Annotated in this window: 23 protein-coding genes and 1 riboswitch; of the genes, 4 read left to right on the top strand and 19 right to left on the bottom strand. The window is 71.6% G+C overall.

Going from position 1 to position 22660, the window contains the following annotated elements:
* Window positions 1-3: 3 nt before the first annotated feature.
* From FGW37_RS23565 to FGW37_RS23555, 3 genes are all read left to right on the top strand, one after another.
* Window positions 4-741, top strand: coding sequence for an ABC transporter ATP-binding protein (locus tag FGW37_RS23565; RefSeq protein ID WP_179082861.1), 738 nt, complete (start codon window positions 4-6; stop codon window positions 739-741).
* The gene (locus FGW37_RS23560; protein WP_179082860.1) at window positions 723-2003 is read left to right on the top strand and encodes a hypothetical protein; all 1281 of its coding nucleotides are present in this window, start codon (window positions 723-725) and stop codon (window positions 2001-2003) included. The genes FGW37_RS23565 and FGW37_RS23560 overlap by 19 nt, the downstream gene beginning before the upstream one ends.
* Window positions 2004-2148: 145 nt before the next feature.
* Window positions 2149-3072: a DMT family protein gene (locus FGW37_RS23555; protein ID WP_179084874.1), complete on the top strand. Its 924-nt coding sequence runs from the start codon at window positions 2149-2151 to the stop codon at window positions 3070-3072.
* An 88-nt stretch (window positions 3073-3160) separates the two neighbouring features.
* On the opposite strand, the gene FGW37_RS23550 is transcribed toward FGW37_RS23555, so the two are convergent.
* The 9 genes from FGW37_RS23550 to rpsB form a co-directional block, all read right to left on the bottom strand.
* Window positions 3161-4204, bottom strand: coding sequence for an ABC transporter ATP-binding protein (locus FGW37_RS23550; protein ID WP_179082859.1), 1044 nt, complete (start codon window positions 4202-4204; stop codon window positions 3161-3163).
* On the bottom strand, window positions 4204-5919 hold the full coding sequence (locus FGW37_RS23545) for an ABC transporter permease (RefSeq protein ID WP_179082858.1): 1716 nt from the start codon (window positions 5917-5919) through the stop codon (window positions 4204-4206). The genes FGW37_RS23550 and FGW37_RS23545 overlap by 1 nt, the downstream gene beginning before the upstream one ends.
* A complete protein-coding gene (locus tag FGW37_RS23540) occupies window positions 5895-6995 on the bottom strand; it encodes a thiamine ABC transporter substrate-binding protein (protein ID WP_179082857.1) in 1101 nt (366 codons plus the stop codon). The genes FGW37_RS23545 and FGW37_RS23540 overlap by 25 nt, the downstream gene beginning before the upstream one ends.
* Window positions 6991-7098, bottom strand: a riboswitch (TPP riboswitch). Its footprint overlaps the gene before it by 5 nt.
* 66 nt (window positions 7099-7164) lie before the next feature.
* Entirely contained in the window at window positions 7165-8274 is a 1110-nt protein-coding gene (rlmN, locus tag FGW37_RS23535) for a dual-specificity RNA methyltransferase RlmN (RefSeq protein ID WP_179082856.1), read from the bottom strand.
* 164 nt (window positions 8275-8438) lie between these two features.
* Window positions 8439-9539 (bottom strand): phosphatidate cytidylyltransferase, encoded by a 1101-nt coding sequence (locus FGW37_RS23530; RefSeq protein ID WP_179082855.1) that lies wholly within the window; start codon window positions 9537-9539, stop codon window positions 8439-8441.
* A complete protein-coding gene (gene frr, locus FGW37_RS23525) occupies window positions 9539-10096 on the bottom strand; it encodes a ribosome recycling factor (RefSeq protein ID WP_179082854.1) in 558 nt (185 codons plus the stop codon). Before frr ends, FGW37_RS23530 begins: the two co-directional genes overlap by 1 nt.
* 167 nt (window positions 10097-10263) lie before the next feature.
* Entirely contained in the window at window positions 10264-11043 is a 780-nt protein-coding gene (gene pyrH / locus FGW37_RS23520; protein ID WP_218650597.1) for a UMP kinase, read from the bottom strand.
* Between the two features lie 163 nt (window positions 11044-11206).
* Window positions 11207-12043 carry a translation elongation factor Ts gene (gene tsf / locus FGW37_RS23515; RefSeq protein ID WP_179082853.1) on the bottom strand — a complete coding sequence of 279 codons (837 nt, stop codon included), beginning with the start codon at window positions 12041-12043 and terminating at the stop codon, window positions 11207-11209.
* Between the two features lie 98 nt (window positions 12044-12141).
* Complete coding sequence (rpsB, locus tag FGW37_RS23510; protein ID WP_179082852.1) at window positions 12142-12999, bottom strand: 30S ribosomal protein S2; 858 nt, start codon at window positions 12997-12999, stop codon at window positions 12142-12144.
* Window positions 13000-13312: 313 nt separating this feature from the next.
* Between rpsB and FGW37_RS23505 the strand changes: the two genes are divergently transcribed.
* On the top strand, window positions 13313-13999 hold the full coding sequence (locus tag FGW37_RS23505; protein ID WP_179082851.1) for a M23 family metallopeptidase: 687 nt from the start codon (window positions 13313-13315) through the stop codon (window positions 13997-13999).
* Here FGW37_RS23505 and FGW37_RS23500 read toward each other — a convergent pair.
* The 10 genes from FGW37_RS23500 to lepB (FGW37_RS23455) form a co-directional block, all read right to left on the bottom strand.
* Entirely contained in the window at window positions 13989-14528 is a 540-nt protein-coding gene (locus FGW37_RS23500) for a TetR/AcrR family transcriptional regulator (protein WP_179084872.1), read from the bottom strand. The genes FGW37_RS23505 and FGW37_RS23500 overlap by 11 nt on opposite strands.
* Before the next feature lie 227 nt (window positions 14529-14755).
* Window positions 14756-15592 carry an RNA polymerase sigma factor WhiG gene (gene whiG / locus FGW37_RS23495; protein ID WP_058046485.1) on the bottom strand — a complete coding sequence of 279 codons (837 nt, stop codon included), beginning with the start codon at window positions 15590-15592 and terminating at the stop codon, window positions 14756-14758.
* 236 nt (window positions 15593-15828) lie between these two features.
* Window positions 15829-17010: a DNA-processing protein DprA gene (dprA, locus tag FGW37_RS23490; RefSeq protein ID WP_179082850.1), complete on the bottom strand. Its 1182-nt coding sequence runs from the start codon at window positions 17008-17010 to the stop codon at window positions 15829-15831.
* On the bottom strand, window positions 17007-18614 hold the full coding sequence (locus FGW37_RS23485) for a YifB family Mg chelatase-like AAA ATPase (protein WP_179084871.1): 1608 nt from the start codon (window positions 18612-18614) through the stop codon (window positions 17007-17009). The genes dprA and FGW37_RS23485 overlap by 4 nt, the downstream gene beginning before the upstream one ends.
* Window positions 18614-18973: a YraN family protein gene (locus FGW37_RS23480; protein ID WP_058046482.1), complete on the bottom strand. Its 360-nt coding sequence runs from the start codon at window positions 18971-18973 to the stop codon at window positions 18614-18616. The genes FGW37_RS23485 and FGW37_RS23480 overlap by 1 nt, the downstream gene beginning before the upstream one ends.
* 82 nt (window positions 18974-19055) lie before the next feature.
* Window positions 19056-19364, bottom strand: a complete 309-nt coding sequence (locus tag FGW37_RS23475; protein ID WP_009714730.1) for a DUF2469 domain-containing protein — start codon at window positions 19362-19364, stop codon at window positions 19056-19058.
* Between the two features lie 39 nt (window positions 19365-19403).
* Window positions 19404-19937: an NUDIX hydrolase gene (locus FGW37_RS23470; RefSeq protein ID WP_179082849.1), complete on the bottom strand. Its 534-nt coding sequence runs from the start codon at window positions 19935-19937 to the stop codon at window positions 19404-19406.
* On the bottom strand, window positions 19930-20673 hold the full coding sequence (gene lepB / locus FGW37_RS23465; protein WP_179082848.1) for a signal peptidase I: 744 nt from the start codon (window positions 20671-20673) through the stop codon (window positions 19930-19932). The genes FGW37_RS23470 and lepB (FGW37_RS23465) overlap by 8 nt, the downstream gene beginning before the upstream one ends.
* Before the next feature lie 112 nt (window positions 20674-20785).
* Window positions 20786-21790 (bottom strand): signal peptidase I, encoded by a 1005-nt coding sequence (gene lepB / locus FGW37_RS23460; protein ID WP_179084870.1) that lies wholly within the window; start codon window positions 21788-21790, stop codon window positions 20786-20788.
* On the bottom strand, window positions 21732-22616 hold the full coding sequence (gene lepB / locus FGW37_RS23455; RefSeq protein ID WP_425506583.1) for a signal peptidase I: 885 nt from the start codon (window positions 22614-22616) through the stop codon (window positions 21732-21734). Before lepB (FGW37_RS23455) ends, lepB (FGW37_RS23460) begins: the two co-directional genes overlap by 59 nt.
* Window positions 22617-22660: the final 44 nt, after the last annotated feature.

The raw sequence follows: 22660 nt of genomic DNA, 5'->3' as shown, positions 1-22660 counted from the left end.
GATATGGTGGCCCCGCCGGACAACGACGTGCTCTGGGCACGCGGCTTGCATTACGCCCACAGTGGTTCCCCCGCGCTCGCAGGGGTCTCCATCGGCGTACGCGAGGGAGAGATTCTCGCCATCACCGGGCCACGCGGCTCCGGCAAGACCACGCTCCTCAAATGCCTGTCCGGGCAGCTCCTTCCCTCGCCCGGAGAGGTGTGGTTCAACAGCGCCCCCGTCCACACCCTTTCGCGTGCTGCCCGCGAGCGGTTGCGGCGGGAGCGCTTCGGCTGGATCGACAGCGAGCCGCACCTCGTGCCGGAACTGAGCGCCTGGGAGAACGCCGCCCTGCCGCTGTTGCTGCGAGGCGTCGCGCACCGGACCGCCAAGCGCACGGCAAGTGAGTGGCTGGAGCGCCTCGACGTCGGCGACTGCCACCGCAAGCGGCCGGCGGCCCTGCTCCAGGCGCAGCGCCAGCGGGTCGCCATCGCGCGGGCGCTCGCCGGCGAGCCCACCGTCCTGTTCGCCGACGAGCCGACGGCGCCGCTGCACAACGCGGACCGCGCGCAGGTGCTGCGCACGCTGACCACGGCCGCCCGCTCGCACCACATCACGGTCGTCATCGCCACGCTGGACGACGAGATCGCCACCCTGGCCGACCGTACGGTCTCCCTGGTCGACGGCCGCCGAGGCACCGCCATCCCGGTACCCGACGCGCCCGAGGGGGAGGGCAGGGCGGCGTGCTCAGTCTCCGCCTAGCGCGCGGCGCGCACCCGCTGGTCCTGCTCCGGAGGCTGCTGGTGGCGGCGGCCGCGGCGGGCGTGGGATTCCTGCTGCTGTGCACCCTGGGGTACGCGGTGGCGCATCCGAAGTCGACGGGGCAGTCGCTCGTGCGGCTGGTCTGGTGCGCGGTGCCGCTGGCGGCGGTCGTGCAGTTCGCCGTCGCCGTGGCCCGTACGGACCCCGCCACGCGCCCTCGTGACGGCCTGGACGCCGCGGGGCTCGGCCCCGTGCGGCTCTCGGTCCTCGCGGCGGCGTCGACGGCGATCTCGTGCACGCTCGGCAGCGGTTTCGCCCTGCTGCTCTACAAGGTGCTCCGCGGTGACATCGGCGGGCCGCTGAGCGGTTCGGCGAGACGGCTGCTGGACGGGCAGGTGCACTTGCCGTGGGGCGCGACGCTGACCCTCCTCGGCCTCCTGCCCGCCCTCGCAGCGGGCACCTGCGTCCTCGCCCTGCACCCGCGGCGGGAGGCCGCTGCCAGGGTGCAGCAGCCCGCCGTAGAGCCCGTGGAGGGCGCAGAGGAGGTGGAGAGCACCGAGGCCCCGTCCGAGGGGCCCCAGGCGCCACCGCCCGCCCCCGCCCCCGCTCCGGCCTCCGTGCCCGTGCCCGGACCCGCCTACGCCGGCCTCCCGTGGGGCATCGCGATCATCGCCGTCGGGCTCGCCCTCGAGGCGTACGTGGGGCACGGCCCCGCGCCCGACCCCGACAGGCTGATCTCCTTGCCCGGCCGGACGGACGGCACCTCCCCCGGCGTGCTGGGCGGATGGCTCCTGGCCTCTCTCGGGCTCGTGCTGGCCGGCCCCGGGCTGACCCACTGGTGCGGGGTCCTGCTCGCCGCCGGGCGGCCCGGCGCGGTGCGGCTGCTGGCCGGCCGGATACTGCAGGACGCCGCCACCCGTATCGGCCGTCCGCTGGGCGTGCTGTGCGCGGTCGCCTCGGGGGCCCTGGCCGCCTCCGAACTCTACGGCGCGGCATGGGACTCCACCGGGCCGCGCCCTTTCGGCCCCCTCACCGGCCTCGGCGCGGCGCTCGTCATGGCCTGCGTCACGGCCACGGCCATCACCGCGGCCCTGGACAGCCGGCAGAGCCGGAACGGCACCACGGCGGCCCTGCAGCGTCTCGGCATCCCCGCCTCCATGCTGCGTGGGGCGGCCATCCTGCGCACCGGCGTGCTGCTGGCCGTTCTGGCACCTCTGACATGGGCGATCGCAGAGCTCGTAACGCTGCCCATGTCGCGGTGAGCGGGCCGCACGGGCCCGGCTTCCGGGCCCGCCGAGCGGCCGCAGCACAACAGTTCTTGACCAGTTCTTGACTCAAGGCAACTTCGTCGCCGAATTGCGCGTCTGCTTGAGGAGCACGACGGATATCCGGCGAACGGAGCTATTGGTGATCATCGGCCTTGTGACGGCTGTCGCGGCCTCGGCCTGTTATGGCACAGGTTCGGTCCTGCAAGCCGTGGGCTCGCGGAAATCTGCCCGCCGGGAGGCCGCGAAGGCATCCTCGACGGGCACCACCCAGCACGGTGGACCGAGCCTGTCCTCCACCGCGAAGGCCGCGGTGACGTGGGAGTTCATGGTCGGTACGGTCCTCGACTTCCTCGGCTTCGGGCTCGGCGCGCTCGCCGCCCGCATGCTGCCGCTCTTCCTCTCCCAGACGGTCATCAGCGCCAACCTCGTCGTGACCGCGCTGCTGAGCATCAAGCTCCTGGGCATCCGGCTGACCAAGCCCGAGTGGGCGTCGATCGGTGTCGTCTGTTCGGCGCTGGTGCTGCTGGCGACTGCGGCGGGCCACGAGGGCGGCGGCGACACGCCGATGTCCACCCACTGGTGGCTGCTGATCATCTCTGTGGTGCTGATGGGCGGCGGCACGGTGGCCGTCCGCCTGCTCGGCGGGCGGGCCGCGATCCTGGCCGGTCTGCTGTCCGGTCTGGGCTTCGGTGCGATCGGTGTCGGCGTGCGCATCCTGGACGGCATCGACCCGTTCGACCTGCCGAAGCTGATCGCCGACCCGGCGCTCTACGCGATCCTCATATCGGGTGCAGTCGGCATGTACCTGCACACGGTGGCGCTGCAGATCGGTTCGGTCAACGGTGCCACGGCTGCACTGGTGGTCGGCGAAACCATTCTCCCGGGCGCCATCGGTGTCCTATTGCTCGGTGACAACTCGCGCCCCGGCTTCGCCTGGGTCGCCGTTCTCGGCTTCGCCCTGGCGGTGGCAGGTGCCGTCGCGGTCGCCTGGTTCGGCGAGCCGGACACCCCCGTGGAGGCCGAACCCGAACCACAGGAACTCCAGCCGTCGGCAGTCCGCTGACCGACGCCTGAGCCCCAGCAGCCGCACCGGCTGCCGGGGCTCAGGCATATCCGTCCCGAGGGGGTCGCCGCCGCGGCAGAGGCCCTGCTCAGCCGTTCGCGGTACCGGCGCCGTCCAGCACGACGACATCCGCGACGTCGAAGGTGACGCCTACGCGGTCGCCGGCGGCGGGGGCCCCGTGCAGCCCGCATGCCGCCTCCAGCACGGGGCCGTCCGCGGGGCGCAGCATCAGTACGACGTGGTCGCCCCGGAACGTCCGCCCCGTGACGGTGCACGGGAGCCCCTCCGTCTCCGGCACCAGGCGCACTCCGGCAGGCCGTACGAGCAGCCGGCCCGTGCCCTGCCGCGACCCCGGCGGCACCGGGACCTTCCCCCACACGGTGTCCGCGCACTCGCCGCCGACCGTCGCCTCGACGACGTTGTCGAAGCCGAGGAATCGGGCCACGAACTCGGAGGCCGGGCGGCGCCAGACCTCCAGCGGGGTGCCGGCCTGAGCGATTCGTCCGTCACGCATCACGATCACGCGGTCGGCGAGGGCGAACGCCTCGCCCTGGTCGTGGGTGACGGCCAGCACGGTGGTGCCCAGGCGGCCGAAGAGGTCGCGCAGTTCGACGACCAGGCGCTCCCGCAGGCCTCGGTCCAGCTGCCCGAGCGGCTCGTCGAGCATCAGCAGCCGGGGCTGCGGTGCGAGGGCCCGCGCAAGGGCCACCCGCTGCTGCTCGCCGCCGGACAGGGCGGCGATGGAGCGGCGCTGCGCACCGGGCAGCCCCACCAGCTCCAGCAGCTCGGCGACCGTCCGTGCCGTCTCGGCCCGCCCCATGCCGCGCATGCGCAGCCCGAAGGCGACGTTGCCCGCCACGTCCCGCTGCGGGAACAGCTGGTGGTCCTGGAACATGAGGCCCACTCCGCGCCGGTGCGTGGGAACGCCGCTCTGATCGCGCCCCGTCAGGAGCACGCGCCCGGCATCCGCGCGCTGCAACCCGGCCACCACACGCAGCAGCGTGGACTTGCCGCTGCCGCTGGGGCCCAGCACGCAGACGATCTCGTGCTCGGCGACCTCAAGGTCCACCGCGTCGAGCGCCGCGCGCTCTCCGAAGTGCACATCGACCTTCTCCAGTCGCAGCAGGGCCATCAGAACTCCCCCGTACGGTCGGTGCGGATACGTTCCAGCACCAGCAGCGCCGCGGCGCACACCAGCATCAGGATCGTGCTCAAGGCCATCGCCTGCCCGTAGATGAGTTCCCCGGGGCGGCCCAGGAGCCGGGCCACCGCCACCGGCAGCGTGGGGCTGTCGGGGCGGGCGATGAAGACCGTGGCCCCGAACTCGCCCAACGACACGGCGAACGCGAAGCCGGCCGCGACCCCCAGAGCACGGCCGACCAGGGGCAGGTCCACCTCCCGCCATGCCCGCAGGGGGGAGGCCCCCAGTACGGCGGCGGCCTCGCGCAGCCGTACGTCCACGGCGCGCAGGACCGGCAGCACGGTTCGTACGACGAACGGCACGCCCACAAGGGCCTGTGCGAGCGGCACCAGGATCCAGGACGCCCTCAGGTCCAGCGGCGGCTCGTCCAGGCTGATGAGAAAGCCGAAGCCGACCGTCACGGCGGACGTGCCGAGCGGCAGCATCAGCAGGGCGTCGAAGCCGCGGACGAGCCGCCCCTCGCGCCGGGTCAGCGCCGCAGCCGCGAGCCCGCCGATGACGACCGCGATGGCCGTGGCAGCCAGGCCGTACGCGAGCGAGTTGCCGATCGCCTCCAGGGGTGCGACGACGAACGTGCCGCCGTTGCCGTCCGCCGAGGCCAGGGCGCGGTAGAAGGCCGGCCCGAAGCCGTCCGGGCCGTCGAAGGAGCGCAGCACGAGGACCACGAGCGGGGCGAGGATGAGCACGGCGACGACCGCCAGGACGGACGCCAGGAACGTCCACTCGGCCGCGCCCCGCGGGCGCCGCGCCGTGCGCGCCGGGTCGACCAGCCGCAGGGTCGCCTCACGGCGCCGCACCGTCCATGCGTGCACGGCCAGCAGCGCGGCGACGGCCACGAACTGCAGCAGCGTCAGGACGGCGGCCGTCGGCAGGTCGAGCATCTGGGCGGTCTGCTGATAGATCTCCACTTCCAGCGTGGCGTAGCGGGGGCCGCCGAGGATCTGCACGACGCCGAAGGAGGTGAAGGTGAAGAGGAAGACCATGAGGGCCGCGGCGGCCACGGCCGGCGCCAGCGCCGGCAGCGTGACCCGCCTCCAGGCCGTGAAGCGCCCCGCGCCCAGGACTCTGGCCGCCTCCTCCTGGCGCGGGTCGAGCTGGGCCCACAGGCCCCCCACGGTGCGGACGACCACGGCGTAGTTGAAGAACACGTGGGCGAGCAGGATCGCCCAGACGGTGGTGTCGAGGCGCACGCCCCACCACTCGTCCAGCAGCCCCCCGCGCCCGAGCAGCGCCAGGAAGGCCGAGCCGGCGACGACGGTCGGCAGGACGAACGGCACGGTCACCACGGCGCGCAGCGTGCGCTTGCCGGGGAAGTCGAACCGCGCGAAGGCGTACGCCCCGGGCAGGGCGAGGGCGAGCGTCAGGGCGGTGGAGGCGGCCGCCTGCCAGGTGGTGAACCACAGCACGCGGCCGATCGCCGGGTCGGTCACGACCTCGCCGATGCGGCCGAGCTGCCACTGCCCGCCGTCCTTCAGCCCCCGGGAGACGATCGAGGCGACGGGGTAGGCGAAGAAGACCGCGAAGAAGGCGAGCGGCAGGGCCATGAGGCCGAGCCGCACCGCCGTCCGCCGCCCGGCCCCGCCGGGGCCTCGTGCGGTGCCCCGTGCAGGGGCCTCGGGCCCTACTTCAGGACGAGCGAGGACCATGCCTTGACCCACTGGTCGCGGTTCTTGGCGATCTTCTCAGGGGCCATGGTGCCGGGCTCGTTCACCTGCGCGCCGTACTTGGTGAACACCTCGGGCAGCTTGGCGTCCTGGTTGGCGGGCTTGACGAACATCTGCAGCGGCATGTCCTCCTGGAACGTACGGCTCAGCAGGAAGTCGATCAGGGCCTTGCCGCCCTCTGTGTTCTTCGCGCCCTTCAGCAGCCCCGCGAACTCCGTCTGCTGGAAGCAGGTGCCCGTGGCGACGCCGGTCGGGCCCTCCGCGGGCTGCGGCTTCATGCCCAGGACCTCGGCAGGCGGGCTGGAGGCGTAGGAGACCACGAGGGGCTTGTCGCCCTTGGCCTTCTTGCCGCCCGCGGAGCCGGAGAAGCGCTCGTTGTAGGCCTGCTCCCAGCCGTCGACGACCTCGACGCCGTTGTCCTTGAGCTTCTTCCAGTAGTCCTGCCACCCGTCGTCGCCGTACTTGGCGACCGTGGCGAGCTGGAAGGCGAGGCCCGGGGAGGACGTGGCGACGTTCTCGGTGACGAGCAGGTTCTTGTACTCGGGCTTGACCAGGTCGTCGAGGGACGTCGGCGGGGCCAGCTTGCGGCCGGCGAAGTACGCGCGGTCGTAGTTGACGCAGATGTCGCCGGTGTCGATGGGCGTGACCCGGTGCTCGCCGGAGTCGGCCTGGAGCTTCCTCGGGACGCGGTCCAGGCCCTTGGCCTCGTACGGCGCGAAGATACCGTTGTCGAGCGCACGGGAGAGCAGGGTGTTGTCGACGCCGAAGAAGACGTCGCCCTGCGGGTGGCTCTTGGACAGGATGGCCTGGTTGACGGCCTGGCCGGCGTCGCCGCCCTTGAGGACCTTCACCTTGTACCCGGTCTGCCGGGTGAACTGCTTGAGCACCTCTTCGGACGCCGCGAAGGAGTTGTGCGAGACCAGGGTGACGGTCTTGTCCTTGCCTTCGGACGTGCCGGAGCCCCCGGAGCCGTCCGAGCCGCCGCACGCGGCCAGAGCCGGAAGGGCGAGTACGCCGACGGCGACTGCGCCGGCGGCACGCCGCAGGTTGGTGTTCATGATCGAGCTGACTCCCTACGCCGGTATGACCCGGATCAGGTCCGAGGGTCTGCGGGCGGTGCCGCACTCTCAGCGCCCCGTGGGCGCTCCCCTGTCGGATTGTTCATTTGTGCGAGGGCACCGTATCAGTGCCCTCCCCATGGATCGGTGTCTGACCTGCGGCCTTGGCTCAGCGCTCGGCCGCTGCCAGCTGCCCGCAGGCGCCGTCGATCTCCTGGCCGCGGGTGTCGCGGACGGTGACCGGCACCCCGTGCGAGGCGATCGCCGCGACGAAGGCCCGCTCGTCCTCGGGGCGCGAGGCCGTCCACTTCGACCCCGGCGTGGGGTTGAGCGGAATCAGGTTGACGTGCACGCGCTTGCCCTTGAGGAGCCGGCCCAGGAGGTCGCCGCGCCATGCCTGGTCGTTGATGTCGCGGATCAGGGCGTACTCGATGGAGACCCGGCGGCCGGACTTCTCCGCGTACTCCCACGCCGCGTCGAGGACCTCGCGGACCTTCCAGCGCGTATTGACCGGCACCAGGGTGTCGCGCAGCTCGTCGTCCGGTGCATGCAGGGAGACGGCCAGACGGCACTTGAAGCCCTCGTCGGCGAAGCGCAGCATCGCCGGGACCAGGCCCACCGTGGAGACCGTGATGCCGCGCTGGGAGAGCCCCAGGCCGTCCGGCTCGGGGTCCGTGAGGCGGCGGATGGCGCCGACGACCCGCTTGTAGTTGGCCAGCGGCTCGCCCATGCCCATGAAGACGATGTTGGACAGCCGCGCGGGGCCGCCGGGGACGTCTCCGTCGCGCAGCGCCCGCATGCCGTCCACGATCTGGTGGACGATCTCGGCCGTCGACAGGTTCCGGTCCAGACCGGCCTGGCCGGTGGCGCAGAACGGGCAGTTCATGCCGCAGCCGGCCTGCGAGCTGATGCACATGGTGACCCGGTCGGGGTAGCGCATCAGCACGGACTCCACCAGCTTGCCGTCGTGCAGCCGCCAGAGGGTCTTGCGGGTGGTGTCGTCGTCGCACGAGATGTGACGCACGACGCTCATGAGCTCCGGCAGCAGCTCGGCGGCGAGCTTCTCGCGCGCCGCCGCCGGGATGTCGGTCCACGCGGCGGGATCGTGCGCGTACCGGGCGAAGTAGTGCTGTGAGAGCTGCTTGGCCCGGAACGGCTTCTCACCGATCGCGGAGACCGCCTCGCGGCGCTCGGCGGGCGAAAGGTCGGCAAGGTGCCGCGGGGGCAGCTTCGCCCCACGGGGGGCGACGAACGTCAGTTCTCCAGGCGCGGGGGCCATGAGCAAAAACACCTCATTGACGACGGCGGATGACCTCCGCAATCGCGGAGCCAGCGGCAGGACGAGCCGGAACCCGGAGATCTCACAGGGGCACCCCCGCAGGCGCGGGGCCGGAAAAGGGCCCGCCGCACAGCGGCGAGCCCTTCCAGAGTACCCGGCCCCGCTCAGGAGCCGACGAAGACGACCATGAGGAGCCACACCACCGGCGCGGTCGGCAGGAGCGAGTCCAGCCGGTCCATGATGCCGCCGTGCCCCGGCAGCAGGGCGCCCATGTCCTTGATCCCGAGATCCCTCTTGATCATGGACTCGCCGAGGTCTCCCAGCGTGGCGCTGACGGCGACGGCGAGGCCGAGGAGCAGCCCCTCCCACCACACACCGCCGTCGATCAGGAACTGCATGCACAGGGCGCCGGCGACCATCGCGAAGGCGATCGCCCCGAGCAGCCCCTCGCGCGTCTTGCCGGGGCTGATGCGCGGCGCCAGCTTGCGCTTGCCGAACTTCCAGCCCACCGCGTACGCACCCGTGTCGCTGACCACGGTCAGGATCAGGAAGGTGAGCACCCGCCACGCGCCGTCCCCGGCGGCGAGCATGAGGGCCACGAAAGTGGCCAGGAACGGCACGTAGAAGGCCGCGAAGATGCCCGCCGTGACGTCCTTGAGGTAGTCGTCCGGCGACTCCGTCATCCGCCACACGAGGACGCCCAGGGCCGTGAAGGCCACGGCCACCCATGCGCCCTCGGCGCCGCTGGCGTAGCCGGCGACGATCATGGCGGCTCCGCCGACCGCGAGCGGCACCAGCGGGGCTCGGATCGCCTTGCGCTCGGCGAGGCGGGAGGTCAGCTCCCACAGCCCGACCACGACGGCGATCACGATCACGCCGAGGAAGACGGGCTTGTAGATGAACAGGGAGGCGAGGATGACCGCACCGAGGCCCACGCCGACCCCTATCGCCGCCCGCAGATCACGGCCGGCGCTCTTCTTTCCTGCCTTCGGCGACTCGGGGGAGGCAGGCACCGGGGCGGGGTCCTGGGGCCGGATGTCGGGCTCCTGTTCATCGCGGAACAGGGGGCCGCGAAGATGAGCGGCCCCCTGGTCACGGTCGTCCTGATCTCCGCCTGAGGGGGGCACGATGGGCATGGGCCGAGTCTGCGCCGCGATGCCCGCCTCGTGCACAGGACCCGCCGAACGGGCCGCAGAGGACGGCCCCCGGTCGGTGGACCCCCGGTATCCGGCGCTCGGCGGGGCCCCCCAGGATGTCTCGTTCATCAGACCTCGAGGAGCTCGGCTTCCTTGTGCTTGAGCAGCTCGTCCACCTGCGCGACGTACTTCGCGGTGGTGTCGTCGAGCTCCTTCTCCGCGCGGCGCACGTCGTCCTCGCCGGACTCCTTGTCCTTGACGAGCTTGTCCAGGGCGTCCTTGGCCTTGCGGCGGACGGAGCGGATCGAGACCTTGGCGTCCTCGCCCTTGCCCCGGGCCACCTTGATGAACTCCCGGCGGCGCTCCTCGGTCAGCTCCGGGAAGGTCACCCGGATGATGTTGCCGTCGTTGCTCGGATTGACGCCGAGGTCGGAGTCGCGGATCGCCTGCTCGATGTTGCGCAGCGCGCTCTTGTCGAACGGGGTGACCACGGCCATGCGCGGCTCGGGCACCGAGAAGGACGCCAGCTGGTTGATGGGCGTCAGCGCACCGTAGTAGTCCGCCACGATCTTGTTGAACATCGCCGGGTGCGCACGCCCCGTGCGGATCGCCGCGAAGTCCTCCTTGGCGACCACGACGGCCTTCTCCATCTTCTCCTCGGCCTCGAGGAGGATCTCTTCGATCACCACTTGCTCCTGGTGTTATCAGTAAGCAGAGCCTCGCCCCTGCGCGCGTCTTCTCCTGCACGGTGTCCGACCGGCAGGCAGTTGTCCATCCCCGTGCCGAGGTCTTCCCACGGCACGGAGTTGCCGTCCGTATCGGGCCAGGCCGCTACGGACGGCTGTGCGGGTCGTCAGTCCCGCGTGCTCTGGTCGCTCACGAGCGTGCCGATCTTCTCACCCTTGACCGCACGGCCGATGTTGCCCTCGGCGAGCAGCTCGAAGACCAGGATCGGCAGCTTGTTGTCCATGCACAGGCTGATGGCGGTGGCGTCGGCGACCTTCAGGCCCCGTGCGAGCACCTCGCTGTACTCGAGGGCGTCGAACTTGACCGCGTCGGGGTTCTTCTTCGGGTCGGAGTCGTAGATCCCGTCGACGCCGTTCTTGCCCATCAGGATCGCCTCGGCGTGGATCTCCAGGGCGCGCTGGGCGGCAGTGGTGTCGGTGGAGAAGTAGGGCATGCCCATGCCCGCGCCGAAGATCACGACGCGGCCCTTCTCCAGGTGGCGCACGGCGCGCAGCGGGATGAACGGCTCCGCGACCTGCCCCATGGTGATGCCGGTCTGCACGCGGGTCTCGATGCCTTCCTTGACCAGGAAGTCCTGGAGGGCGAGGGAGTTCATCACGGTGCCGAGCATGCCCATGTAGTCCGAGCGGGCCCGGTCCATGCCGCGCTGCTGCAGCTCCGCGCCGCGGAAGAAGTTGCCGCCGCCGATGACGACGGCGATCTCGTAGCCCTCGCGGACGACGGCCGCGATCTCACGGGCGATGGCGTGCACGACATCGGGGTCGACGCCGAGGCCGCCCCCGCCGGCGAACGCCTCGCCGGACAGTTTGAGCAAGAACCGGCGGCGTGGGCCGTGGTCAGCAATGGTGTCGTCGGCGGCCTGCCGGGCGTCCGCACCCTGATTCATTGGAGCTCTCCTCGTGCACATACGAAGAAGGCCATTGCCGGATGGGTCCTTTCGGTTCCCTGTGCGGCAATGGCCTCCTCGTCACATCAGCGGCCGACCGGTGAGGGATCGGCTGCATACGACCCTAGCGGGTCGCAGGTCAATCGCTGCCCTGCTGACGGGCTCAGGCGCCGACGCGGATGCGCGCGAAGCGCTTCAGCGTGACACCGGCCTCGTCCAGGACCTTCTGGACGGTCTTCTTGTTGTCCTTGGCGAACGCCTGCTCGAGAACGGAGTTCTCCTTGACGAAGCCGGTGACGCGACCCTCGATGATCTTCGGCAGGGCGGCCTCGGGCTTGCCCTCCTCGCGGGCGGTGGCCTCGGCGACGCGGCGCTCGTTCTCCAGGACGTCGGCCGGGATGTCCTCACGGGAGAGGAACTTCGGCGCGAACGCGGCGATGTGCTGCGCGATGTCCTTGGCGACCTCGGCGTTGGCCTTGTCCAGCTCGACCAGGACGCCGACCTGCGGGGGCAGGTCCGCGGCGGTGCGGTGCATGTAGGCGTAGACCAGGCCGTCGCCGAAGTGCGCGAAGCGGTCCACGACGATCTTCTCGCCGAGGGTGGCGTTGGCCTCGTCCACGAACGCCTGGACGGTCTTGCCAGCCTCGATCTCGGAGGCCATCAGGGCCTCGACGTCGGCCGGGGCGCTCTTGGCGACGTGGGCGGCCAGAGCCTCGGCGACGGCGACGAACTTCTCGCCCTTGGCGACGAAGTCGGTCTCGCACTTCAGCTCGACGATGACACCGGAGGTGTTGTCGTCGGCGATGGCGGAGACGACGGCACCGTTCTCGGTGGTGCGGCTCTCACGCTTGGCCACGCCCTTGAGGCCCTTGACGCGCACGATCTCGACGGCCTTCTCGAGGTTGCCCTCGGCCTCGTCCAGCGCCTTCTTGCAGTCCATCATGCCGGCGCCGGTGAGCTCGCGGAGCTTCTTGACGTCAGCGGCGGTGAAGTTCGCCATGGTCTGTGAATCTCTCTCGAAAGTCGTTGGTGACTACGGGTGCACGACGGGGGCGGCGCGTGTCGCGCCGTCCCCCGCCGTATCTACCGACTGAGTTGTCAGGCCTGCTCGGCGTCCGCGGCCGGAGCCTCGGCAGCGGTCTCGGCAGCAGCCTCGGCCGGCTTCTCGGCCTCGGCCTTCTTCTCGCCCTCGAGCAGGTCGCGCTCCCACTCGGCGAGGGGCTCGCCGGCGGCCTTGTCGGCCTTCGCGTCACCGGTGGCGGCACCGGAGCGGGCGATGAGGCCCTCGGCGACGGCGTCGGCGATCACACGGGTGAGCAGCGTGACGGAGCGGATCGCGTCGTCGTTGCCCGGGATCTTGTAGTCGACCTCGTCGGGGTCGCAGTTGGTGTCGAGGATCGCGACGACCGGGATGCGGAGCTTGCGCGCCTCACCGACGGCGATGTGCTCCTTCTTGGTGTCCACGATCCAGACGGCGCTCGGCACCTTCTGCATCTCGCGGATACCGCCGAGGGTCTTCTCCAGCTTGGCCTTCTCGCGGGAGAGGACCAGGAGCTCCTTCTTGGTGAGGCCGGAGGCGGCCACGTCCTCGAAGTCGATGAGCTCGAGCTCCTTCAGGCGCTGCAGGCGCTTGTAGACGGTCGAGAAGTTGGTGAGCATGCCGCCCAGCCAGCGCTGGTTGACGTACGGCATGCCGACGCGGGTCGCCTGCTCGGCGATGGCCTCCTGGGCCTGCTTCTTCGTACCGACGAACATGATGGAGCCGCCGTGCGCGACGGTCTCCTTGACGAACTCGTAGGCGCGGTCGATGTACGACAGCGACTGGAGCAGGTCGATGATGTAGATGCCGTTGCGCTCCGTGAAGATGAAACGCTTCATCTTCGGGTTCCAACGACGGGTCTGGTGACCGAAGTGGACGCCGCTCTCCAGCAGCTCCCGCATCGTGACGACGGCCATGGCCGCGCTCCTTGAAATACTCGGTTCCACGACGGCCGGGCGGCCGCCGCTCCTGACGCCCCGACGTGCCTGCCGTGGACGATGCCCTTGCGAGAACCGTTCCGCGGACCGAGAGACACGGCCACCGGGCTGCCCGAAAGGGACTGACGCGCCGGTAGCGGGGCGTGCGAAGTCGATCCGGTGACCCGGATCGCCATGAGAAGTGTACGGGACCCGGGAAGGCGCGGGTGACGACGTTGTGCACAACCCGCGAGTAGTCCACAGATCTCCGTCAAGATCCCCGCGAATGCCCGGGGTCCGCCACCGTACGGGCATGACTCTCATCGGATCTTTCACCCGACGCCTGCTCGCCGCGGCCGGCGTGGTCACGCTCTGTGTTCTCGCGGGCGCGGTGGCCAGTGGCACTGCCGCGGGCGCGGGGGCCGCGAGGACGGCCGCACCCGGCCCCGCCCCTGAAGCCCGGGGTGCACAAGCCCCGGCCGGGCCGCCCGGGCCGTCCGGGCCGGCAGGAGGCGTGGGGCAGGGCGAGCGGGCCTGGCCCGTCGACGGGTCGCGAGGGGGCCGGCCCCTGCTCGTACGGGCCTGGCGGCCGCCGCCGGTGCCCTGGGCGGCCGGGCACCGCGGGGTGGATCTCGTCGCCCGCGCCGGTCAGCCGGTACGGGCTGCGGCTCCCGGCACCGTCTCCTTCGCGGGCACCGTCGCAGGCCGGGGCGTGGTGTCGGTGCAGCACCCGGGCACGGGCGAGCCGCCGCTGCGGACCACGTACGAGCCCGTGCAGGCGACGGTGAAGGAAGGGGACCAGGTGGCGGCGGGGCAGGTGATCGGCACCCTGCAGGCGGGTCCGTTCCACTGCTCCGGGGGCTGCCTCCACTGGGGGCTGCTCCGCGGCAGGGTCTACCTCGACCCCTTGTCCCTGCTGCCGCCGTGGATGCTGCGCAGACCGCCGTCCCGCCTGCTGCCGTTGTCGGGCGGGCCCGGCGCGCCGGTGGTCAGCCCCTGACGCCGCGCAGCGCCATGGATACGGCCGCCTCGATGATGCTGTCGGGCTCCTCGGCCGCGCCCAGCTCGATCCGGCGCACGGCGGCGTCGACCACGCCCTGCAGCAGCATGGCGGCGAGACGCGGCTGCTCGTGGCCGAGGGCGACGAGCGCCTCCACGACCATGGCGATGAGCCCGCCGTGGGCGGCCCGGATCTTCTCGCGTGCGCCCGCGTCCAGCTCGCCGGCGGAGATCGCGACCACGGCGCGGTGGCGGCGGTCGCCGACCAGGGCCAGCTGGCGGCGCACATACGCCTCGATCTTCACCTCGGGAGTGTCCGCGCCCTCCATGGCGGCTTCGACCTCCGCCGCCCAGACGGGGAAGTCGACCGCGCAGAGCTCCTCGACCACGGCTGCCCGCGAGCGGAAGTACTCGTAGACCGAGGAGCGCGCCAGCCCGGTGCGCTCAGCCAGGGCGGGGAACGTCAACGCCTCCGTGCCGCCCTCGGACAGCAGGGAACGGGCGGCGTCCAGCAGGGCGCCGCGCTGCATGGTCCGGTGCTCGGCCACCGAGGCCGCTCGAATCCTGGGCACGTCCCCACTTTACGGATTGCCGGGAGCCGGGACGACGCCGAGGGAGGATTCGCGCCCCTCGTCGGCCTCTCAGGCCCTACCGGTCCGCCGGGCCTGCGCCCCTCGCAGCACCCCCCTGCAGGCCCTCCGGGCCCTCGTCGGCCTTCCGGGGTCCTCACCGGCCTCGCCGGCCCCTCGCCGCCCCTTCAGCGGCCGACGTCCGCCAGCTTCGCCCTCAACTGGAGCACCGACTTCGTGTGGATCTGGCTGACCCTGCTCTCCGTGACGCCGAGCACATGCCCGATCTCGGCGAGGGTGAGGCCCTCGTAGTAGTAGAGGGTGACCACGGTCTTCTCACGCTCGGGGAGGGTGTTGATCGCGCGGGCGAGGAGGCGGCGCAGCTCGCGGTCCTCGGCGACCTCGACGGGGTCGTCGGCGGCGGTGTCCTCGAGGGTGTCCATCAGGCTCAGCCGCTCGCCGCCTTCGGCGCCCGCGTGCAGGAGATCCTCCAGGGCGACCACGTTGGTCAGCGACAACTGGCTGAAAACGCCGTGCAGTTCCTCGATGGCGATGCCCATCTCGGCCGCGACCTCGGCCTCCGAGGGCGTGCGCCGCAGCTCGGCCTCCAGCGTGGCGTACGCGCGCTCGACCGCGCGCGCCTTCTGCCGGACGGAGCGCGGGATCCAGTCGAGCGCGCGCAGCTCGTCGATCATCGCGCCGCGGATCCGGGTGATGGCGTACGTCTCGAACTTGATCTCCCGGGCGGGGTCGAACTTCTCGATGGCGTCGATGAGTCCGAAGATCCCCGAGGAGACGAAGTCGGCCTGCTCGACGTTGGGCGGCAGGCCGACACTCACGCGCCCCGCCACGTACTTCACCAGGGGCGAGTAGTGGAGGATCAGCTGCTCCCGCAGCCGGTCGTCGCCCGAGGCCTTGTACGACCGCCACAGCTCATCGAGTGTCGAGGGTGCGGGAGGGCGCTCGGGGCCGCGCGCCGCGGGCGGCACCGCCGCGCGGTCCGAACCGGAGGTGTGCTGGGGCATTCGTCGTCTTGAGCCGTTCTGCTGTGACGTGGATCGAGTGGTACGAATGGCTGGAATCCCGTGAGCGTAGCGTGACTGCTGCGTTGCGGTATGCGATGAGTCCTCTTCGTCGGTGTGCGGATACGTTCCCCTGCCGGAAGCGCCGGCATGCGGCGCCGGGGGCCGGTGTCGGTACGGGCCTCGCCGTATCGGCGGCCGCGGTCGTCCCCTTAACCTTTTCACCCGATCGCCCCAGGTCAAGAACCGCCTCGCCGCGCGGACGGGCGCCGTCCGGGGGGCTTGGAGGTGCCGGATGTTGACGGTGGGGCGGCCAACTGCCAGTGATCACCGCGGCGTTCCACGAAGCCGAGGGACTGCAGCTCGTGCAGCCTGGCAAGCGTCTGATCCCTGCTCAGGCCCGCGTTTCGCGCGATGAGCTCCCCGTCCCCGCCGCCTCCGCCGGGCACGGCCTCCAGCACCGCGGCCGCCGCCGGAGCCAGCAGATCGCGCGCGACGACGGGACCGCGCCGCTCGGGGGCGAGGTCTCCGATCCCGCCGACCAGCTCGGCGATCTCGTCCGCGTCGGTGACCAGGGTGGCGTCCTCGCGGAGCAGTTCGTGCACGCCCGCCGACAAGCCCGACGTCACCGGCCCGGGCACGCCCATCGTCTGGCGGCCCAGCAGCCGTGCGCGACGGGCCGTCACCAGTGAGCCGCTGCGGTATTCGGCCTCCACGACCACGGTTCCCCTCGTCAATGCGGCGATGACGCGGTTGCGCAGGACGAAGCGGCTGCGGGTGGGGTGCCCGCCCGGGGGCAACTCCGCGAGCACCAGACCACGTTCCACGATCCGGTCGATCAGATCCGCATGGCCCCGCGGGTAGGGCACGTCGACCCCGCAGGCGAGCACGGCGAGGGTCGCCCCGTCCGCTGCGAGCGCTCCCCTGTGAGCGGCACCGTCGACGCCGTACGCGGCGCCGGAGACGACGACCCAGCCGCGGCGGGCCAGCCCGGCGCCGAGGAGGGAGGCGACGTGCGAGCCGTAGTCGGTGCAGGCGCGCGCCCCGACCACGGCGACGGAGCGCAACGCCCACAGCCGCAGGTCGGCCCCGCCTCGCACCCAGAGGCCGAGCGGGCGGGCATCACCGAGGTCGTCCAATTGTTGAGGCCACTCCCGGTCTCCGGGGCAGAGGAAGCGGCCGCCCAGCCTGGCGACGGCGTCGAGGTCGCGGTGGGGGTCGAGGGCGGCGGCGCGCTCCCGGCACCCGGCGAGCCGCTCGCGGCCGGCCCCCTGCGGCGCCGGACCCGCTCCCGTGAGCCCCCGCACCAGCGCCACGGCGCCCATTTCCCGGACCCATCGCCCCACGCGCTCGTCCCCGGGCTCGGTCAGGCGGGTGAGGGCGGCGCGGGCCAGCCGGTCTTCGGAGGCGAGGGCCGTCATGAATGGCCTCCGGCCACGACCGCGCCACGGTGGACGCCCGTGCGCAGTTCGAGCGCGCAGTTGACGTCCGAGGCGTCGGGGAGGTCGTGGCCGGCGAGGTCCGCAACCGTCCAGGCGACGCGCAGCACGCGGTCGAGGCCCCGCGCCGTCAGCATGCCCCGCTCCATGTCGCGTTCGGCCTCGTCGAGGGCGCCGGGGGCGACGCGCCAGCGCGTCCGCAGTTCGTGGCCGGGAACTTCGCTGTTGGTCTGCCAGGGCATGTCCGCGAGGCGGGCCGCGGCCCGCTCCCGGGCGGCGCGGACCCTGTCGGCCACCTCGGCGGTCGTCTCCGCCCCCGCCCCGGGGCCCGTCAGCTCGGAACGGGCCACCGCTTCGACCGTCACCCGCAGGTCGACCCGGTCCAGGAGGGGGCCGGACAGGCGCGCGCGGTAGCGCCTGACGGCCTGTGGAGTGCAGTCGCAACCCTCCCCCAGCATGCCGTGCCGTCCGCACGGGCAGGGGTTGGCGGCAAGGACGAGGAGAAACCGGGCGGGCAGCCGCAGGACACCGCCGGAGCGGGCCACGATGACGTGCCCCGACTCCAGCGGCTGCCTCAGAGCCTCCAGCACCCGTCCGGAGAACTCGGGTGCCTCGTCCATGAAGAGCACGCCGCGGTGGGCCAGGGACACGGCCCCGGGGCGCGGCAGCCCGCTGCCGCCGCCGACAAGCGAGGGCATGGACGCCGAGTGGTGCGGAGCGCAGTACGGGGCCCGGTCGAGGAGGGGCTGGCCCGCGGGAAGAGTGCCCGCTACGGAGTGCACTGCGGTGACCTCGAGGGACTCCTGGGATGTGAGGGGCGGCAGCAGGCCCGGGAGCCGCTCCGCAAGCATGGTCTTGCCCGCTCCGGGCGGGCCCTGGAGGAGGAGGTGGTGCCGTCCAGCGGCGGCCACTTCGAGGGCCATCCGGGCCCTGGCCTGCCCCGCGACCTCGGCGAGGTCGGGCCGGTGCTCCCCGTGCACGACCCCCGTACCCAGCCCCGCCCCGGGCACCGAGAGCCCGGCGAGCATCGGATCCGGGCTGCCCTCCTGCAGCGGCTCCTCCTCGGGCACCGGCTCGTCCGCCAGAACCGCGATCAGCTGGCGCAGGCTGCGGATGCCCAGGACCGAGACGCCGGGCACGAGGGACGCCTCGGCGGCCGTGCGCTCGGGGACGACCACCTGCCGGTAGCCCGCGTCGGCAGCGGCCAGGACCGCCGGCAGGACGCCCTGCACCGGGCGGACGCGGCCGTCGAGGCCGAGCTCGCCGATGAGCACCAGGTCGGCGAGCTCCCTGGGGTCAAGGCGCTCCGATGCGGCCAGGACGGCGCAGGCGACGGCGAGGTCGAAGCCGCTGCCGCCCTTGGGCACGGCCGCGGGGCTCAGGCCCACGGTCAGCTTCTTCTGCGGCCATTCGGCACCGGAGTTCACGACGGCTGCGCGGACGCGGTCCTTGCTCTCCACCAGGCTCTTGTCGGGCAGGCCGACGAGGGTGAAGGCGGCGACTCCGGGCTCCAGGTCGGCCTGGACCTCGACCACCACTCCCTCGACCCCGACCAGCGCCACCGAGCACGTACGGGCGAAGCCCATCACGCCACCCCCTTGGCGTGCTCCACGGCAGGGGCTCCCCGGTCAGGGACGATCACGCCCACCAGGTCGATCCGCACGCCGCCCGCGGGCGGTCCGCCGTGCCGAGCCAGCCAGCGCTCGGCGAGCCGGCGCAGCCGGTCGGCCTTCGCCGGGGTGACGGCGGCCATCGGATGTTCGTAGGCACCGGTGCGGCGGGTCTTGACCTCGCACACCACCAGGGTGTCGGCCTCCATGGCCACGATGTCGATCTCGCCCTCGCGGCATCTCCAGTTCCGTTCGAGGACGACGATGCCGGCCTGGGCCAGCCGGCGGACGGCGAGATTCTCGCCGTAGCGACCGAGTGCTTCTCGGGCGTTCACGGGCACCACCTCCGGCGCCCACCGTGCCGCCGGCACCCGGAATTGTTGGATCTTGGTGGATTACCCGTCGGTTGTGGAGAACTCAGCCACCCGGAAGGTCGAGGTCGCTCTTGTTCAGCTCCTCGATGTTCACGTCCTTGAACGTGAGCACCCGCACCTGTTTCACGAACCGGGCCGGGCGGTACATGTCCCAGACCCAGGCGTCGGCCATCGAGACCTCGAAGAAGACCTCGCCCTGGACGGAGTGCACCTGCATCTCGTAGTCGTTGGTGAGGTAGAAACGGCGCTCGGTCTCGATCACGTATTTGAACAGACCGACGACATCGCGGTACTCCCGGTAGAGCTTCAGCTCCATCTCGGTCTCGTACTTCTCGAGGTCCTCGGCGCTCATGGCATGTTCCCCTTCAGCCGTGCGTCCCCCCATTGTGCGTCAGGCGCGCTCCGTCTCCAGGAGCACCGGCGTACACGGGGGTCCCTCGTCGAGCAGCGTACGCAGCAGCCCGGCGAGCCTGGTCGGATACACCGTCTCACGGGTCGCGAGAAGTTCCTCGCAGGTCCACCAGCGCAGCCCCGTGACGCTGCGCCGCTCCAGTTCCGTCCCGCCGCCGGTCCACTTCCCGGGCTGCGCGGTGCGGGCCAGGAAGTAGCGCTCGTCCTGGTCCCAGCGGCGGCCGTCGAAGGGAAAGGAGCAGGTGCGGCACCACAGGACGGGGCCCAGGTCGACATCAGTGATCCCGGTCTCCTCGGCCAGCTCCCGGCGCGCCGCCTGCTCCCAGCTCTCGGCGCCCTCCAGGCCGCCGCCCGGGGTGAACCACCAGGTCGTCGTGGGGTCGCCAGGCTCGTAGCCGTGCATCAGCAGGATGCGGTCGTCCGGGTCGAGCAGGACGACCCGTGACGCCCTGCGCAGCTCGTCCGCTCCTGTGGCCGTCTCCCTCGCCGTGCGGGCGGGCCCTTCCTCAGCCATGGGCGGGCACCTCCTCCCTGCGCCTCGGCGTGACGAAGCGCGCCACGGGCCCGTACGCCGCGCCGCCCAGGATGAGCACCGCGCCGGCGACCACGGCTGCCAGCACCAGGGGCAGCGGGCCGGGCTGCGAGGTGCCGCCCGGGAGGGCGGCGAAGGACTCGGGTCTGTCCATCATGCCCCAGCCGCTCACGGGCCAGGCAGTGGCGTCCACGCGCGCCTTCACGGCACCGCGCGGCACGGAGCCGTGGGCGGCGTCGGTGAGGTGGCCGCGGGAGTCCACGGAGTCGTTGCGGTGGTCTCCGAGCAGGAAGAGCTGCCCCTCGGGGACGGTGGCGGAGAAGGCGGTGGGCGACGCCGGGCCCTTGGCCTGCAGATACGGTTCCTCGATCGGTTTGCCGTCGACCGTGAGGCGTCCTTGCCCGTCGCAGCAGGCCACGGTGTCGCCGCCCGTACCGACGACCCGCTTGACCATCGGAGAGTCGCCCCAGACCTTGTCCTTGAAGACGACGATGTCCCCGCGCCGCACGTCGCCGCCGTCGATGCGCTGGGCGAGGACCCGGTCGCCCCGCCCGATGGTCGGCGCCATCGAGTCGGTGGGGACGGTGTAGGGCTGGTAGAGCAGGGCGCCCCAGACGAAGCCGCCGAGGAAGAGCACACAGCCGACGGCCACGGCCAGCCCGGACAGCATCCTGCCCGCGCGGCCGTGGCCGTCGTCCGTACGTCCCGCTCCGCTCATCCCAGTGCTCCCGCCCCGCGTAGAAGATCGGACTCCGCATGCCCAGGGGCACGGGAACCGCACACTACCGGGCGGTATGCAGGCGAGTCAGCCCTTCGGCAGGCTCTGCCGGTCAGTCCCTGGGGGCGCTCCGGAGGGTAAGTCCCTCGGTGCCGCTCCGTGCGGTGAGCCTGCGCCGGCGCCACAGGACGAGCGGCACCGCTCCCGCGAGCCCGAGCGCCGAGGGCGCGGCTGCTGCGGCGGCGTTCAGCCCCGACTGGTCGAAGGTGCCGGGAACGCCGAGGAAGGACCAGCGATTGATCGGCCAGGCGACCACGAAGGCGCGGCCCACGACCTCGGACACCGGAACGAAGCCGTGGTCCTGGTTCGGGTGGTAGCGCGAGTCCAGGGAGTTCTGGCGGTGGTCGCCCATCACCCAGAGCTTGCCCTTGGGCACCTTGATCGGGCCGAAGGGCTGGTCGTCGCACGGGGTGTTGTCGGGGAAGAGATAGTCCTTCTCCGACAGCGCCTTGCCGTTGACCTTGACCGGGCCGCCCTTCTGGCACTCCACGGTATCCCCGCCGACCGCGATGACCCGCTTGATGAGGTCCTTCTCCTCGGCCGACGGCATGAGGCCGATGAAGCTGAGGACCTTCTGCACGCCGCCGCCCAGGGGGCCGGGCTGGGGCGTCTGGGTCTCGTCCCCGAGCCAGTTGTCCGGGTCGTGGAAGACCACCACCTCGCCGCGCTCGGGCTCGGCGCCGAACCACGGGGTGAGCTTGTCCACCAGCACGCGGTCACCGCGCTGGAGGGTGTTCTGCATCGAATCCGACGGGATCGAGAACGCCTGCACCAGGAACGTCTTGATCAGCAGCGCGAGGACCAGGGCGATACCGATCAGTATCGGCAGCTCTTTCCAGAAGGACCGCTGCTTCTTGGGCGCCGCACTGCGCGGGCCCTCTCCGTCCGCTTCCCCCGCCGGGCTCACGTCTTCGCCGTCCGTCCGCGCCGGTCCGCCCGCAGCCTCCTGGGATGCCTGGGACATGGCCTCCGCCGGCACGCCCGCCCCTGGCGACCCGTCAGCCTCCCCGGGCCGCTTCTCGGGCTCTTCGTGACCGGACCGTGCGCCGACCGCCAAGTCCCCCACATCCACTCCTCTCGCTCCGCTCTCCACGCTGCGGGCCGCCGTACACACGATGCAGGCCCACCACTCCCATAACGAGCGGGAGTTCCGCAGGGGTCGGGAGCTGGATCAATCCTTGCTGATCCATGAAGGACACACTATGCGCCGGACCGCGTGCTCGCGCCTCCGCCGGCGGCGCGTCATCGACCGTTGTGAAAGTGTCTCTTTCGGACAGCTGTCGCCAGTGACCCAGCGGCCACGCGATCACGACGGCACGGCCGACGACCAGTTCCTGCGGGACGGTGCCCTGCCCGGGACCGTCCAGGTGGAAGCGGGAATCAGCCGAGTTGGAGCGGTGGTCGCCCATCACGAAGTAGCGGTCTTGAGGCACCCGCACCGTGAAGTCGAGCTTCGAAGGGGCGTTGTCGGGGTGCAGATAGGGCTCGTCGAGCGGCATTCCGTTGACCGTGATTTTGCCGTTCGCGTCGCAGCACTTGACCGTGTCACCGCCGACGCCGATCACACGCTTGATCAGATCCTGCTCGTTCGCGGACGGAAGCAGGCCGATGAAAGTCAGCAGTTGTTTGGCTTGTTTGACCCCCACCGGGTCGGGCCCGGTCTTCAGCTGCTCCCCGTCCAGCCAGCCGCCGGGGTCCTTGAAGACGATGACGTCACCGCGCTGCGGGCGGGAGCCGAACCAGGGGGTCAGCTTGTCCACCAGGACGCGGTCGCCGATCCGGATGGTCTGCTCCATGGAGCCGGAGGGGATGACGAACGCCTGCACCAGGAACGTCTTGAACACCAAGGCGATCAGGAGCGCGACCGCTATGAGGATCGGCACCTCCTTGACCGCGGAACGGCGCCGGCGCCGTTTGACCCGCCGCG

This window comes from Streptomyces rectiverticillatus (genome assembly GCF_013394065.1).
GTDB lineage: Bacteria > Actinomycetota > Actinomycetes > Streptomycetales > Streptomycetaceae > Streptomyces > Streptomyces rectiverticillatus.
This window is presented reverse-complemented; position numbering and strand designations above follow the sequence as displayed.